Source organism: Klebsiella sp. HN106 (assembly GCF_051209435.1).
GTDB classification, from domain to species: domain Bacteria; phylum Pseudomonadota; class Gammaproteobacteria; order Enterobacterales; family Enterobacteriaceae; genus Klebsiella; species Klebsiella oxytoca.
On record NZ_JBLURD010000001.1, the window covers coordinates 1,363,413 to 1,379,051 of the forward strand.

Annotated in this window: 13 protein-coding genes; 6 read left to right on the plus strand and 7 right to left on the minus strand. The window is 53.5% G+C overall.

Going from position 1 to position 15,639, the window contains the following annotated elements:
- The first annotated feature begins 92 nt into the window (after positions 1-92).
- The 4 genes from ACSIPU_RS06330 to sanA all read left to right on the plus strand — a co-directional run bounded on the left by ACSIPU_RS06330 (position 93) and on the right by sanA (position 3,036).
- Positions 93-491 (plus strand): CidA/LrgA family protein, encoded by a 399-nt coding sequence (locus tag ACSIPU_RS06330; RefSeq protein ID WP_004103875.1) that lies wholly within the window; start codon positions 93-95, stop codon positions 489-491.
- Positions 488-1,183 carry a CidB/LrgB family autolysis modulator gene (locus ACSIPU_RS06335; protein WP_004103877.1) on the plus strand — a complete coding sequence of 232 codons (696 nt, stop codon included), beginning with the start codon at positions 488-490 and terminating at the stop codon, positions 1,181-1,183. Before ACSIPU_RS06330 ends, ACSIPU_RS06335 begins: the two co-directional genes overlap by 4 nt.
- Positions 1,184-1,310: 127 nt before the next feature.
- The gene (cdd, locus tag ACSIPU_RS06340) at positions 1,311-2,195 is read left to right on the plus strand and encodes a cytidine deaminase (protein WP_004103882.1); all 885 of its coding nucleotides are present in this window, start codon (positions 1,311-1,313) and stop codon (positions 2,193-2,195) included.
- 124 nt (positions 2,196-2,319) lie between these two features.
- Positions 2,320-3,036 (plus strand): outer membrane permeability protein SanA, encoded by a 717-nt coding sequence (gene sanA / locus ACSIPU_RS06345; protein WP_004103884.1) that lies wholly within the window; start codon positions 2,320-2,322, stop codon positions 3,034-3,036.
- A gap of 189 nt (positions 3,037-3,225) precedes the next feature.
- Here sanA and mglC read toward each other — a convergent pair whose 3' ends face one another.
- From mglC to folE, 6 genes are all read right to left on the minus strand, one after another.
- A complete protein-coding gene (gene mglC, locus ACSIPU_RS06350; RefSeq protein ID WP_004114089.1) occupies positions 3,226-4,236 on the minus strand; it encodes a galactose/methyl galactoside ABC transporter permease MglC in 1,011 nt (336 codons plus the stop codon).
- A gap of 15 nt (positions 4,237-4,251) precedes the next feature.
- On the minus strand, positions 4,252-5,772 hold the full coding sequence (gene mglA, locus ACSIPU_RS06355) for a galactose/methyl galactoside ABC transporter ATP-binding protein MglA (RefSeq protein ID WP_004103886.1): 1,521 nt from the start codon (positions 5,770-5,772) through the stop codon (positions 4,252-4,254).
- 118 nt (positions 5,773-5,890) lie between these two features.
- On the minus strand, positions 5,891-6,889 hold the full coding sequence (mglB, locus tag ACSIPU_RS06360; protein ID WP_004103888.1) for a galactose/glucose ABC transporter substrate-binding protein MglB: 999 nt from the start codon (positions 6,887-6,889) through the stop codon (positions 5,891-5,893).
- Between the two features lie 289 nt (positions 6,890-7,178).
- Positions 7,179-8,201, minus strand: a complete 1,023-nt coding sequence (gene galS, locus ACSIPU_RS06365; RefSeq protein ID WP_004103891.1) for an HTH-type transcriptional regulator GalS — start codon at positions 8,199-8,201, stop codon at positions 7,179-7,181.
- A gap of 155 nt (positions 8,202-8,356) precedes the next feature.
- Positions 8,357-9,514, minus strand: a complete 1,158-nt coding sequence (yeiB, locus tag ACSIPU_RS06370) for a DUF418 domain-containing protein YeiB (RefSeq protein ID WP_004103893.1) — start codon at positions 9,512-9,514, stop codon at positions 8,357-8,359.
- 15 nt (positions 9,515-9,529) lie between these two features.
- Positions 9,530-10,198, minus strand: coding sequence for a GTP cyclohydrolase I FolE (gene folE / locus ACSIPU_RS06375; protein ID WP_004103895.1), 669 nt, complete (start codon positions 10,196-10,198; stop codon positions 9,530-9,532).
- A 366-nt stretch (positions 10,199-10,564) separates the two neighbouring features.
- Here folE and fghA point away from each other — a divergent pair, with 366 nt between their 5' ends.
- Positions 10,565-11,401 carry an S-formylglutathione hydrolase gene (gene fghA, locus ACSIPU_RS06380; RefSeq protein WP_004103897.1) on the plus strand — a complete coding sequence of 279 codons (837 nt, stop codon included), beginning with the start codon at positions 10,565-10,567 and terminating at the stop codon, positions 11,399-11,401.
- A 269-nt stretch (positions 11,402-11,670) separates the two neighbouring features.
- A protein-coding gene (locus ACSIPU_RS06385) for an IS3-like element IS150 family transposase (RefSeq protein WP_087522250.1) occupies positions 11,671-13,040 on the plus strand; the annotation gives its coding sequence in 2 pieces (ribosomal slippage) (positions 11,671-12,151 and positions 12,151-13,040; 1,371 coding nt in all).
- A gap of 385 nt (positions 13,041-13,425) precedes the next feature.
- On the opposite strand, the gene cirA is transcribed toward ACSIPU_RS06385, so the two are convergent.
- On the minus strand, positions 13,426-15,399 hold the full coding sequence (cirA, locus tag ACSIPU_RS06390) for a catecholate siderophore receptor CirA (protein WP_004114107.1): 1,974 nt from the start codon (positions 15,397-15,399) through the stop codon (positions 13,426-13,428).
- Between the last annotated feature and the right edge of the window lie 240 nt (positions 15,400-15,639).

Here is a 15,639-nt window from a genome sequence, read left to right on the forward strand (position 1 = left end):
TATTGCAGGTATGCGTAGAATTCATGATGTGATCGGTAGCACATTTTTGGCTTTAATTGTATGATGAATGCGGTTCATCAAGGGTTATTACCATGAGTAAATCACTGATTATTGTCTGGCAGTATGTGCGCGCTTTCGTGCTGATCTACGCCTGCTTGTATGCGGGCATTTTTCTCTCTTCACTCCTGCCGATCGCCATTCCCGGCAGTATTATTGGCATGCTGATTTTGTTCTTTCTCCTGGCGCTGCAGATCCTGCCGCCGCAGTGGGTTAACCCCGGCTGCAATATCCTGATTCGCTATATGGCGCTGCTGTTTGTGCCTATCGGCGTGGGCGTTATGCAGTATTGGGATTTACTCCGTGCGCAGTTTGGCCCGGTAGTGGTTTCCTGCGCGATAAGCACGCTGGTGGTTTTTTTAGTAGTCAGCTGGAGCTCACACCTGGTTCACGGCGAGCGCAAAGTGGTTGGTCAAAAAGGAAGTGAAAAATGATCCATGAAATCTGGTGGTCGCTGCCGCTAACCCTTATCGTCTTTTTCCTCGCCCGCATGCTGGCGGCGCGATTCAAGTTTCCGCTGCTTAATCCGTTACTGGTGGCCATGGTGGTGCTGATCCCCTTTTTGTTGATCACCGGCATCTCCTACGAGCGCTATTTTCAGGGCAGCAAAATTCTTAACGATCTGCTGCAGCCGGCGGTGGTTGCGCTGGCCTTTCCTTTATATGAGCAGCTACACCAAATCCGCGCTCGCTGGAAATCAATCATCACTATCTGCTTTATCGGCAGCGTGGTGGCGATGGTCACCGGTACCACCGTTGCCTTACTGATGGGCGCAACGCCGCAGATTGCCGCCTCTATTTTGCCGAAATCGGTCACGACCCCGATTGCGATGGCGGTGAGCAGCAGCATTGGCGGCATTCCGGCGATCAGCGCGGTATGCGTTATTTTTGTCGGCATTCTCGGCGCGGTCTTCGGCCATACGCTGTTGAATGTGATGCGCATTCGTACCAAAGCTTCGCGCGGCTTATCGATGGGTACCGCCTCACACGCACTGGGTACCGCCCGTTGCGCTGAACTCGACTATCAGGAGGGCGCGTTCAGTTCGCTGGCGCTGGTACTTTGCGGGATTATTACCTCGCTGGTTGCCCCGTTTTTGTTTCCGCTGATCCTGGCAATAGCCGGATAGTTGTGATTTGAATCACAATTTAAAATGCAACGAGATAGAATTACATTAACAATGAGATGTTAATCACATATGTCGGCTATAAGCACCCGTACACTAGATTCCCATTACATTGTTATGAGGCAACGCCATGCACCCACGTTTTCAAGCTGTTCTTCCCCAACTGGCGGCGGACCTGCAAGCGGCCATCGCCCCGATGCTGGCCGACCCGCATTTTCCGGCCCTGCTCAATGCAGATCAGGTCGCTGCGCTGCAAAGCGCGACGGGGCTGGACGAAGACGCGCTGGCCTTTGCTCTGCTGCCGCTGGCGGCGGCCTGTGCGCGTACCGACCTCTCCCACTTTAACGTCGGCGCCATTGCCCGCGGCATCAGCGGTACCTGGTACTTCGGCGGCAATATGGAATTCCTCGGCGCCACCATGCAGCAGACCGTGCACGCTGAGCAAAGCGCCATCAGCCATGCCTGGCTGCGCGGCGAAAAATCCCTGCTGGCGATTACCGTGAACTACACCCCCTGCGGCCACTGTCGTCAGTTTATGAACGAACTGAACAGCGGACTGGCGCTGCGCATCCATCTTCCGGGCCGCGAAGCCCATTCGCTGCAACACTATTTACCGGACGCTTTCGGCCCGAAAGATCTGAATATCAAAACCCTGCTGATGGATGAACAGAACCACGGCTTCCCGCTCAGCGGCGATGCGCTGGCCCAGGCGGCGATTCAGGCAGCCAACCGCTGCCATATGCCGTACAGCCATTCGCCCTCCGGCGTCGCGCTGGAGCTGAAAGACGGGACTATTTTCACCGGTAGCTATGCAGAAAACGCCGCCTATAACCCGACGCTGCCGCCGCTGCAGGGCGCGCTGAATCTGCTGAGCCTCAATGGTTACGATTACCCGGATATCCAGCGCGCTGTTCTTGCCGAGAAGGCCGACGCGGCGCTCATCCAGTGGGACGCAACCGCCGCGACGCTGAAGGCGCTGGGCTGTCATAACATCGATCGCGTCCTGTTAGGTTAGTCACATTCTGCGGGCCAAACGGCCCGCATTGTTGAAAATCCCCGCAATTAAACGACGGTTTCTTGCGCTTGCCCGGCGGGTAAAGTAGCCTGAAGCTTCCCTCGTCCACTATTGAGCCCGGTTCATGTTAAAGCGTGCGTTATACAGCCTGTTAGTCCTGTTCGGCTTGCTGCTGTTAACCGTGCTGGGGCTTGACCGCTGGATGAGCTGGAAGACCTCTCCTTATATCTACGATGAGCTACAGGACCTGCCCTATCGTCAGGTCGGCGTGGTACTCGGCACCGCTAAGTACTATCGTACCGGCGTCATCAACCAATATTATCGCTACCGAATTCAGGGCGCGCTGAACGCCTACAACAGCGGTAAGGTGAACTATCTGCTGCTCAGCGGCGATAACGCGCTGCAGAGCTATAACGAACCGATGACCATGCGCCGCGATTTAATTAAAGCTGGCGTCGATCCGGCGGATATCGTGCTGGACTATGCGGGTTTCCGTACCCTTGATTCGATTGTTCGCACCCGTAAAGTCTTCGACACGAATGATTTTATTATCATTACCCAACGCTTCCACTGCGAGCGGGCGCTGTTTATTGCCCTGCATATGGGTATTCAGGCGCAGTGCTACGCGGTGCCGTCGCCGAAGGATATGTGGAGCGTGCGCCTGCGCGAGTTTGGTGCTCGTTTCGGCGCGCTGGCCGATCTCTATATTTTTAAACGCGAACCGCGATTCCTGGGTCCGCTCATCCCGATCCCCGCGCTGCAGGAAGTCCCGGACGGCGCCCAGTCCTACCCGGCGGTCACGCCGCAGCAGCTGATGGATCTGCAGAAAAAAGAGAAGTGAAGCCGCCATAAGCGAACGTGAAAACTGGCGTCTTACCGAGCGGGAATACTTTTCTGATTACGCGAGTGAATATCGGGATACTGAGGATATATACCCTACCTGATTCAGGTTGCAGGAAGGCGGCAAATTATCATTTCGAAAAAGCAAAAGGCAGACGCCTGAACTGACGCCTGCCTTCATTCACTACTCTTATTTCTTACGCGCGTACTTCAGTGAATCCAGCGCCACGGCGAAAATAATAATGGCCCCTTTGATAATGTACTGCCAGTACGGGTTGACGCCGATATAGGTCAGACCGTAGTTAATGACGGTGAAGATAATCACCCCGGTCACCACGCCGAACACGGTGCCGACGCCGCCGCTGAACGAGACTCCGCCGACCACGCACGCGGCAATCGCATCCAGTTCATACATAAAGCCGAGGTTGTTGGTCGCCGACCCGATGCGCCCCGCCTCCAGCAGCCCGCCGAACGCGTAGAACACGCCGGAGAGCGCGTAAATCATCAGCAGGTTCAGCGCGACGTTCACCCCGGAGACCTTCGCTGCTTCCGGGTTGCCGCCGATAGCAAAGATGTTTTTACCAAAGCGGGTCTTGTTCCACAGGATCCACACGAAGAAAACGGCAATCAGCGCGTAGAAAGTGATATACGACAGACGGAACGAGCCCAGCGCTACGAACCCTTGGGCAAATTGCGAAAAGTGACTATCAAAGCCGGAAATCGGCGACGCGCCAACGAAGTCGTAATACAGCGAGTTAATACCGTAAACGATAATCATCGTACCGAGGGTGGTGATAAATGGCGTCACGTTCAGGTAGGCAATAATAATACCGTTGATAAGCCCAATCACCGCGCCGATCGCACAAACCAGCAGGATAACCAGCGGAATCGGCATCGTGGCCATGTCCGGGAACACTTTGTTGGCGTTGTCCACCGCCTGTAGCATCGTGGCGGCGATAACCGCCGCCAGGCCGACCTGACGCCCGGCCGAAAGGTCGGTCCCCTGAGTGACGATAAGCCCGGCAACACCGAGCGCGATGATAATACGCACCGAGGACTGGGTCAGAATATTACTTAAATTCAGCAAACTTAAGAAAGTCGGATCCTGGAAAATAATGATGGCCAGCAATACTAAAAGAACGACGTAAATCCCACCCTCTTTCAACCAGGTGAGAAAACTCTTTTTATTTAACGCACTCATGAGAAGCCCCTGATCTTAAAGGTGCAACGACGCAAGACGGAGAATTTCGTTTTGCGTGGTAGTTTTAGTCTCAACAATTCCGGCAACAAGACCATTGCTCATCACCAGAATACGGTCGGTAATACCCAGCAGCTCCGGCATCTCGGAGGAGATAATAATGATGCCTTTATCTTTTTTGGCCAGTTCGGCGATCAGCTGATAAATTTCGAACTTGGCGCCAACGTCAATGCCGCGCGTCGGTTCATCGAGCATCAGAATTTCCGGCTGAGTTAATAGCCAGCGACCAATAATCACTTTTTGCTGGTTACCACCGGATAACGAACCAATTTGCGTATGCTGCCCCGGAGTTTTCACGCGCATTGAATCGATGACCCATTGGGTATCGCTTTTCATGCGTGAATTATCCAGCAAGCCGACCTTATTTTTGTACTTCTTAATATTGGAGATCAGCGAGTTAAAACCGATATCCAGATACGCATAAATCCCCGTCGAGCGACGCTCTTCGGTCACCAGCGCAAAACCATGGTTGATGGCTTCATTGGCGTTATGGTTATTAATCTTCTTACCGTGCAGCTTGATTGTCCCGCCGGACTTCTCGCGAATACCAAATAACGTCTCGACGATATCGGTACGTTTCGCCCCTACCAGCCCGGCGATACCGAGGATTTCGCCTTTGTGCAGGTCGAACGAGACATCGCGGATTGACGGCTGACGCAGCGAGGTTAAATTACGCACCTCAAGAATTATCTCGCCCGGCTTATTTTCCCGGGTCGGGAAGCGCTGAGTGAGGGAACGGCCCACCATCATCGCGATAATCTTATCCATATCCAGCCCTTCCAGCGGCTGGGTGGCGATCCACTGGCCGTCGCGCAGAACGGTAATTTCATCGCATAGCTGGAAGATCTCTTCCATTTTGTGGGAAATGTAGACAATGCCGCAGCCGCGCTCTTTCAGCTTGCGGATAATGGTAAACAGATGATTGACCTCTTTTTCGGTTAACGAAGACGTCGGCTCATCCATAATCACAATTTTGGCGTTATAGGAAAATGCCTTCGCAATTTCAATCATCTGCATTTGCGATACCGATAGCGTCCCGACGCGAGCGCGTGGGTCGATATCAATATCCAGCTCGTCAAAAATCGCTTTGGTATCACCATACATTTTGTCCTGATCGACAAACATACCTTTGGTGGGATAGCGCCCCAGCCACATGTTGTCCATCACCGAACGTTGCAATACCAGGTTTAATTCCTGATGAACCATTGAAATACCGTTTTCCAGGGCTTCTTTTGCCGAATGGAAATCGATCTCTTGTCCCTGAAAAAGAATACTGCCGGAATCTTTTTGATAGATCCCAAAAAGGCATTTTAATAATGTTGATTTGCCCGCACCGTTCTCCCCCATTAATGCATGAATAGAGTGGGGACGAACCTTGAGGTTCACATTATCGAGAGCCTTGACGCCAGGAAACGATTTGTTGATGTTGGTCATTTCCAACAAATATTCGCCTGACCGTTCGCTATTATTGCTGACCATAGTTATACCTGGCTGCGTGCATGCATACCCCAGCCGTCGAATTAACGACGGGCCGGGACGGATTCGGTATCAGGAATAATCGGGCGTACAGCGCGTACGCCCGCGGCTTATTAAGCTGTTACTTACCGATAAACTCGCTCAGATTATCTTTATCAACGCCCACGTACGGTACGCGGACAATCTTATTATCAATTTTCCAGTTAGTACCGGCAGCCGGTTCTTTACCATCGGCGAGGTTTTTCGCCAGATCGAAGGTCGCTTTCGCCTGGTTGTTAGCATCGTTCAGTACGGTTCCCGCCATGGCGCCGGATTTCACCAGCGCTAAGGCTTCAGGCAGAGCATCGACGCCGAATACCGGGATGCTGCTCTTATTGTGCGCTTTCAGCGCTTCTACCGCGCCCATGGCCATCGCGTCGTTATTGGCGATAACGACTTCAATTTTGTTCGCGTTCGGGCCGGAGAGCCAGGCATCCATCTTATCCTTCGCCTGCGCGGTATCCCACATGGCGGTATCTAACGCCAGCTGCTGGGTTTTCAGCCCTTTATCATTCAGCTCTTTAATCACGTAGGTGGTGCGCGCTTCGGCATCCGGATGGCCCGGCTCGCCTTTCAGCAGGACAAACTGAATCTGGCCATCTTTATTCAGGTCCCAGTTCGGGTTCGCTTTCCAGTGCTTGGCAATCAGATCGCCCTGAATTACGCCGGACTCTTTAGAATCAGTCCCGACGTAGTATGCTTTATCGTAGCTATCCAGCGCCTTGCGGGAAGGTTCTTTGTTAAAGAATACCACCGGCACATTCTGGCCACGGGCTTTATCGATTACCGTACCCGCCGCTGCGGGGTCAACCAGGTTAATCGCCAGCGCCTTCACCCCTTTTGCCAGCAGGACGTCAATCTGATCGTTCTGTTTGGACTGGTCGTTCTGCGAGTCATTCATCAGCAGCTGAACATCCGGCGCTGATTTACCGTCTTTTTCGATTGCCTTACGCACTACCGACATAAAGTTGTCGTCGTATTTATAAATCGTCACGCCGATACGCGTATCTGCGGCGTGAGCGGCGGCGCCGAATAACATGCTAGCCATTACAGCAGACAGGGTTAACACCTTCTTATTCATGGAATCTCCGGTTTTATTATGCAGGGTCTTTGGAGTGAAAACGGCTGGCGAGTGTTACATTGATGTTACCGCACAGCGACATTCACGACTGTAATTCTGTCTTCCGTGTAGGGTAACGCTCCTGAAAAACGGCTTAATTAATCGTTTAACCGCCGATTACTGCTGTAAAAGTGATTAATCACCGTGACATAGTATGTTCAGACTTGTAAACGCAGCAATCATAGTCAGCTTAATGTTAACAAACTGTGAAATCACTCACATATTGAAAGCGGTTACATCAGCCAGATAATTAGTTAGTGATCGGCCCCACAATTTGCCTCTGCGCTACCGAATGTCGACGCACCAGCGTCGGCATAAAGCAGTGGCTGGCTTCGCGATCCAGCTTCCCGGCAGCCCCCTGCAGCGCCAGCTCTGTCGCCAGTTTTGCCATCGACATGATCGGGTAGCGCACCGTGGTCAACTGCGGGTCGGTGTAGCGCGAAATGGGAATATCATCAAAACCAATCAGTGAAAGGTGCTGCGGCACGGCAATACCGTTATCTTTAAGCGTCGTTAGCGCCCCGGCCGCCATGCTGTCGTTATAGGCAAAGATCGCGGTCAGGCCGAGGTTACGCCCCAGCAGCTCTACCATCGCCGCCTCCCCGCCCTGCATATCCGGCGAACCTGAGCCTATCCAGCCGTCGGGAGCGATAATGCCCTGCTCATGTAACGCCCTGCTCCACCCTTCCCGACGTAAATCATCATCTTCAATACCGTGATTAGAAGAGAGGTAGCCGATGCGCTGGTGGCCATGATTGAGCAGCATGCGGGTCGCCATCAGCGCGCCGCTGACGTTATCCAGCCCGACGCAGCGGTGGGCGTATCCCGGCACGATGCGGTTAATCAGCACCATTCCCGGCATGTGCTCCATAAAATCCCCCAGCTCCGCATCGCTCAACGCTTTGGAGTGAACGATCAGCGCCGAACAGCGCTGGCGAATCAGTACTTCAATGGCGTTACGCTCTTTTTCCGCTTCATGATAGCTATTGCCGATAAGCACATATTTTTGATGCTGCTGGGCGACGGTATCTACCGCTTTGACCAGCGCGCCAAAAAAGGCGTCCGACACGTCCATCACGACCACGCCGATGGTATCGCTGACCTGGGTCGCCAGCGCCTGCGCGTTGGCGTTGGGCCGATAGCCCAGCAGCGTTACCGCCTTCATTACCGCTTCTCGCGTATCCGGGCTCACCAGCGCGCTGTTATTCAGCACGCGCGAAACCGTAGCCACGGAAACCCCCGCCTGACGGGCGACATCACGAATGGTGATCATGCTCACCGACCTTTAGGGAATTGCAGTACGTCACACTCACCTCCTGTGTTCAGCAAGGTGGCTATTCTGGCAGCGACGCGCCGCACGCTACGTGAGTGAAGTCACAGGGATGGAAACGGTTACATCCATTTTGTTAATGATTGTGATCCAGATCGTTATCTGGATGTATCTTTTAATGATGTCCCTGACGCACGCAGGGTTAATTGACGCCATAGCCACTCAACGGGACCCTGACGAAAATGACGTAGCCAAAGCCACGAAAAGAGAAGATTAATCGCCCACACGGCCGGTACGAAGGACAGCAGCTGTAGGCGGTCGTACTTCATAAACAGGCCGAAGCGGTAAAACAGAGTGGTGCAAATCAGGGTTTGCAGCAGATAGTTGCTCAACGCCGTGCGCCCGACGCAGGCAATGGCCCCCACCAGACGAAATTTCGCCAGCTGCGGCCAGAAGCCCCAGGCCAGCGCCGCGTAGCCGATAGTCTGCAGCGGCGCGCCCAGCTCGCGCGGCGCCTGTAGCAGAAATGCGCACCAGCGAGGATCCCAACCGAGATGCCACTGGGCGAAAATAGAGGGTAAATTAACCGCCATGCCGCCAGCGATGAGCAGCGCGCCGGTGCGCCGGTAGTGGCGAAGACTGAACTGCCCTTTCAGCCAGCCGCTGCGCATCAGCGCGGCCCCCATCAGCATCATCCCGGCCAGCTGCCAGCCGTATTGCGCGCCCAGCGCCAGCAGGTTATCCGACAGCATATCCGCACGATTACTCACCGCTTCAAAGCCGCCTTTCAGCTTCCAGTACTGTTCGTACTGTAAATTCGCCGCGTCCGGCACCCACGAACGATTAGGCGAATTGCCGGAGATTAATCCCAGCAATAGCAGTACCGCCACGCCGATGACATACAGCACCACGCCGGTATTAAATAGCGATTTAACATCGTGAGCGTCGCGTATCATCCGCCAGCCCACCAGACCTACCAGCGCATAGGCCAGCAAAATATCGCCGTCCCAGAAAAAGAGACCGTGGATAAAGCCCAGCAGCGCCAGTAGCGTCAGGCGCGACTGGATCCAGCGCTTGCCGCGCGGCAGCAAAAGCTGAAGCCCGGCGCCAAACAACAGGGCGAACAGAGTCAGGAATTTGACCTGCGCCAGCAGATCGAGAATCGCCCAGGTCCAGGCGTCGCTATCGGAGATGCTCCCGGACCACGCCGGGTTAAGGTAGGCGGCCTTCGGTAAACCGAAGGCGCTGATATTCAGTAGCAGGATACCGAGGATGGCGACGCCACGGACGAAGTCCAGCGTGACATTTCTCTCCATGTACCCTGCTCCGTTTTAGTTGTGGTGACGTACGGCGCGCAGGAACTCCTGGCGAGTATTCTGGCTGGATTTAAACAGGCCGCCCAGCGATGTGGTGGTGGTGGCGCTGGTTGCATCGCGAATACCGCGCGCTTTTACGCAGTAGTGAACCGCATCGATGGAAACCGCGACGTTGCTGGTTCCCAGCAGGGTCTGCAGCGCGGTAAGGATCTGCTGCGTCAGTCGCTCCTGCACCTGCGGGCGCTGGGAGAAGAACTGCACGATACGGTTGATTTTAGACAGACCAATCACCGAATCTTTCGGGATATAGGCCACCGTCGCTTTACCATCAATCGTAACAAAGTGGTGTTCGCAGGTGCTGGTCAGGGTGATATCACGCACGGTGACCATTTCATCAACCTGCATCTTGTTTTCGATGACGGTGATTTTAGGGAACCGGGCGTAGTCCAGGCCGGAGAAAATCTCATCGACGTACATTTTGGCGATGCGATGCGGAGTCTCCATCAGGCTGTCATCACTTAGATCAAGGTTTAACAGCTGCATAATCTCGGTCATGTGTCCGGCGATCAGACGCTTGCGAGTTTCATTATCAATTTCTTGCACTGGCGGACGCAGCGGCGTCTCCAGCCCACGAGCGACCAGCGCTTCATGAACGAGTATGGCTTCTTTACTCAGTGATGACATTTTTATTCTCCTGCAGGTGTGGCGCTCTTTGCTCTTCTGAGGGCAAAGTTTGTATTCATTGTGCGTGAGGTGACGCACAGAATCCAGTAGCCGCATCGATAATTGTTGAAATTGGCGTCACCTTTCGTTCCACGCTGCCAGACCAGCGCACTACGATGCGTCACGCAACGCCCTGCTCACCTTGCCGCAACCAACTCAATCGCCGCCGATAGCGCGATTCCGGCGCGACGACAACGTCAGCATGTTGGTTAAAAGTTGCATTAATGATGCAATACGTTCCGAAAAGGAGGAAGTGAAAGTTACTCACCAGCGCATGAAATATCTGTATTATGGAAAATTACGCCTGAGACACTTAAGGAGCCCTGCATGGAACTGCTCGAAGAGCACCGCTGTTTTGAAGGTCGGCAGCAACGCTGGCGGCACGACTCCGCCACGCTGAACTGCGCAATGACCTTCAGCATCTTTCTCCCCCCCGAGACCGCAGACGCGCCGCCGCCGGTTGTCTACTGGCTCTCCGGCCTGACCTGCAACGATGAAAACTTCACCACCAAAGCGGGCGCTCAGCGCATCGCCGCCGAGCTCGGCATTGCGCTGGTGATGCCGGACACCAGTCCGCGCGGTGATAACGTTGCCGACGATAGCGCTTACGATCTGGGCAAAGGCGCGGGCTTTTATCTCAATGCCACCCAGGCGCCGTGGTCAGCACATTTCCGCATGTACGATTACCTTCGCGACGAGCTGCCGCAGCTGATTGCCCGCGAGTTTACGCTCAGCGATCGCTGCGCCATCAGCGGGCATTCCATGGGCGGCCACGGTGCGCTGGTGATGGCGCTGAAAAATCCGGGCCGCTTCGTCAGCGTATCCGCCTTTGCGCCTATCGTTAACCCGACCCAGGTTCCCTGGGGCAAAAAAGCCTTTACCGCCTATCTGGGAGCGAATGAAGCAGACTGGCAGGCCTGGGACAGCTGCGCGTTAATGCAGGCCAGCAGCGAGTCAGATGCGATCCCAACCCTGATTGACCAGGGCGATAACGATGCATTCCTCGCCGAACAGCTGCAGCCGGCGGTGCTGGCGGAAACCGCGCGTCAGAAAAGCTGGCCGTTAACGCTACGTATTCAGCCCGGGTACGATCACAGCTACTACTTTATCGCCTCATTTATTGAGGACCACCTGCGTTTCCATGCCCGGCACCTCTTCTCCTGATCCTTCAATGCGTCGTGAAGCCCCTTCCCGGCGCATTGATACGCAAAATGCCTCAGCATCCAATAGTCATAAAAACTAATAAATACAGAGAGATAGTGTATTTTCCGTCGTCGGGGGTATGATTTTTGGCGGCGCTTGAGGCTTTCGCCTCAGGGCAGGATTGAGTTTTACCGTTGTGCTGAGGCAGAAAGAAGAAAGCCCCGAAGGTAATGTAATCACCCATGTACTGCACCCATTTTGTTGGACGATGAAATGGAATAGCCCCTGATATGTCAAAGCCAAAATACCCTTTTGAAAAGCGCCTTGAAGTCGTGAATCACTACTTCACTACTGATGATGGTTACAGGATCATCTCGGCACGTTTTGGTGTCCCCCGAACCCAGGTCAGGACATGGGTTGCCCTCTATGAAAAACATGGAGAAAAAGGTTTAATTCCCAAACCTAAAGGTGTTAGTGCTGATCCTGAGTTGCGTATTAAGGTCGTGAAAGCGGTGATCGAGCAGCACATGTCCCTTAATCAGGCTGCTGCTCACTTTATGCTTGCTGGTAGTGGTTCTGTAGCCAGGTGGCTGAAGGTTTATGAAGAGCGCGGAGAAGCTGGTTTACGCGCGCTCAAGATTGGCACCAAAAGAAACATTGCAATATCAGTTGATCCAGAAAAAGCGGCATCAGCATTGGAGCTGTCAAAAGACCGACGCATTGAGGATCTTGAAAGGCAAGTTCGATTTCTTGAAACGCGGCTTGTGTATCTAAAAAAGCTGAAAGCCTTAGCTCATCCCACGAAAAAGTGAAAGTACTCAACGAGCTAAGGCAGTTTTATCCTCTTGATGAGCTTCTCAGGGCTGCGGAGATACCGCGCAGTACGTTTTATTACCATCTAAAGGCTCTCAGCAAGCCTGACAAGTATGCGGACGTTAAAAAGCGTATTGGTGAGATTTATCATGAGAATAGAGGCCGATACGGATACCGTAGGGTAACGCTGTCTCTTCATCGAGAAGGGAAACAGATTAACCATAAAGCTGTTCAGCGCCTGATGGGAATCCTCTCACTGAAGGCAGCGATTAAGGTCAAGCGATACCGCTCTTACAGAGGAGAGGTAGGGCAAACCGCCCCCAATGTTCTCCAAAGAGATTTCAAGGCTACGCGGCCAAACGAGAAGTGGGTTACCGATGTTACTGAATTTGCAGTCAATGGGCGCAAGCTGTATTTGTCTCCAGTAATAGATCTCTTCAACAACGAAGTTATTTCTTACAGCCTTTCGGAAAGACCAGTGATGAACATGGTCGAGAATATGCTCGATCAGGCATTCAAAAAGCTTAATCCTCACGAGCATCCTGTTCTGCACTCTGACCAGGGATGGCAGTATCGTATGAGAAGATATCAAAATATCCTTAAAGAACATGGTATTAAACAAAGCATGTCCAGAAAAGGCAATTGTCTGGATAATGCTGTGGTGGAGTGTTTCTTTGGAACCTTAAAGTCGGAGTGTTTTTATCTTGATGAGTTCAGTAATATAAGCGAGCTGAAGGATGCTGTTACGGAATATATTGAATACTACAACAGCAGAAGAATTAGCCTGAAATTAAAAGGTCTGACTCCAATTGAATATCGGAATCAGACCTATATGCCTCGTGTTTAACTGTCCAACTTTCTGGGGTCAGTACACCACGAGGCTATCTGCATGCTTAGACAACATCAGGTTAGTCTCTTACCCGCCGAAAGGCAAGGAGAACAAACCATGAAGGTAACGCCCAACGTCCCGATCTGGTGTCTGCTCATCGTGTGTATACCCGTCATACTTCAAGTTGCATGTGCGTTGGCTTTCCTCGCTCACCCCAGTCACTTACTTAAGTAAGCTCCTGGGGACTCCCTGCGTCGCCGCCTTCCTGCAACTCGAATTATTTAGGGTATATTAGAAATAATTGCGGCAGTATTCGTGCCATTATTCGCCCCGGTAAGTAGCCACCTGAGCGCCTTTAACGAGGGCTGGCAGGGAAATCTGCCAGCCCTCTTTTATCGCCCGGTTAGAAGCGGTAATCGACGGCCATAAAGTAGCGGCGACCTTCTTCTGTATAGCTGTAGTCGTCGCGGCTCAGATCCTTATCGCCGACGTTAAGCACCCCGGAGCGCAGCTTGACGTTTTTGGTGACGTTCCAGGCCGCGCCGATATCAAACATGGTGTAGCCGCCGGGCGTTTTGCCCGTCGTGCTGACCGAACGCTGTTCGCCGGTATAGTTGGCGGTGACGTAGAAGGACCAGTCGTCCAGCGGTTTCCAGTCGAGTGTGCCGTTAGCCGTATGGAACGGCAGCGTCTGCAGCGGTTTATCGCCGCCGTTACTCAGGTCGCGACCATCGTTATAGGTGTAGTTCACCGTCAGCTTCCATTCATCGCCAAACGGTACTTTCAATTCCGTTTCTACCCCTTTGATTCGCGCCTTATTGACGTTGAAGTAGCGGAAGACCGGCACGCGTTTCCCGTTCACCGTTTTCCAGCCGACAAAGTTCGGATAGCCCGGCGCTTCGCTGGCGCTGGAGGTACGCAGAATATCGATCATATCGTCAACGTTGTTCTGGAAGGTGGTGACGCTTCCTTCCACGCCTTCAAGCCAGCCCTCTTCGCCGCGATAGTACAAACCCAGCTCGAAGCTTTCGCTGGTTTCCGGCTTCAGATCCGGGTTACCGATAATGCTGCACGAACCGCGGCAGGAGTTGGTGGTCCAGTCCGGGTTCAGCTGCAGCAGCGATGGCGCTTTAAATGCCGTCGCCCAGCCGCCCTTCACGGTCACGGTATCGGTAGCGTTATAGACCAGATAAGCACGCGGGCTCCAGTGATCGCCATAGGTCTGGTGATCGTCCATACGGATGCCGGTGGTTAAGGCCAGAGGTTCGATTATCCGCCATTCATCTTCCAGGAACAGCGCATACTGGCTGGCGGAAGTGGATTTACCGCCGCTGCTCAGGTTGACCGGATCCTTCAACTTATCGTGGCGCCATTCGCCGCCGAAGGTCAGCAGCTGGTTAATCATTCCCAGCGGCAGAACGTATTTGCCATCCACCGCGTTACTCTCAGAAGTGATGGTGCCGGCCTGTCCGGGATTTTTATTATCCACTTTCTCGCCGTAGAATTTCAGCTCGCTATTGCCGACATCCCAGCGACCGTTGTGGCTCAGGGAGTAGTTCTGCCGTTCAAGGCGGTTGCGGTCGAGAGAGTCGGAATCACGATCCTGGCGATCAAAACCGTAGCCTGCGGTAATGTCCTGATTGTCATTGGGCGTCCAGGCGAATTCGACATTGCCGTCGCGGCTGGTGAAGCCTTCAATACGCGGCGTTTCGCCAGCTGCGTTGCTGGAAGCCTGCTGATCGTCCTTGGCGCGCTTTGCCAGGCTGCCGTAGGCCTTCATTCCGAGCACACCGTCAATCAGCGGGCCGCTGGTAAAGAACTGGCCATTGTACGTATCGCCGCGATCGCGGTGTTCCTGAATGGTGGTGTCCGCGCTGAGGGTGCCGGTCCACTGCTGGCCGACTTTTTTAGTGATGATATTCACTACGCCGCCGAGGGCGTCGGAACCATAGAGGGAAGACATCGGCCCGCGCACGACTTCGATACGCTCAATGGCATCAACCGGGATCCAGTTAAGGTCAAAATCATTGTGGCGGAAAACGGCGTTGCGCGAGTTAACGCGTTTGCCATCAACGAGGATCAGCGTATAGCCGCTGCTGAGGCCGCGAATACTCACCCCCTTGCGGTTATCCCCTTCGTTGGTGAGCTGCACGCCCGGCACTTCCCGCAGTACATCCTTCAGGTTTTGTACCGGTCTACGCTGCAGATCCTGTTGGGTGATAACGCTAATACTGGCGGGCGCATCTTTGACGCTCTGTTCAGTTGCCGCAGCGGTGACGACCAGCGTCTCTTCATTAACGTCAGCCAGCGCCGGAAACGCTAAGGATACGACGGACGCACATAATCCGGCCCGGACAAAAGGGTTTAGCCTGAACATTCCATATCTCCATGAGGTGTACAACAAAACAAACAAAAAAGGTGCTGCTCACAGGTACTGTCGGCATACCGCTCTAACGGCGGCGTGCGCGCAATTTTTTACAGTAGATGTGGCTGGTCGCCCCTTGTCAGTTTGAGTGTCTGCAAGATACGGGGATTGGCTTCATCCTGAATTTGGCGAAAATGATAAAGATAATGATTACAATTATCAATACAATTATGGAGATCTGTATCAATTTGT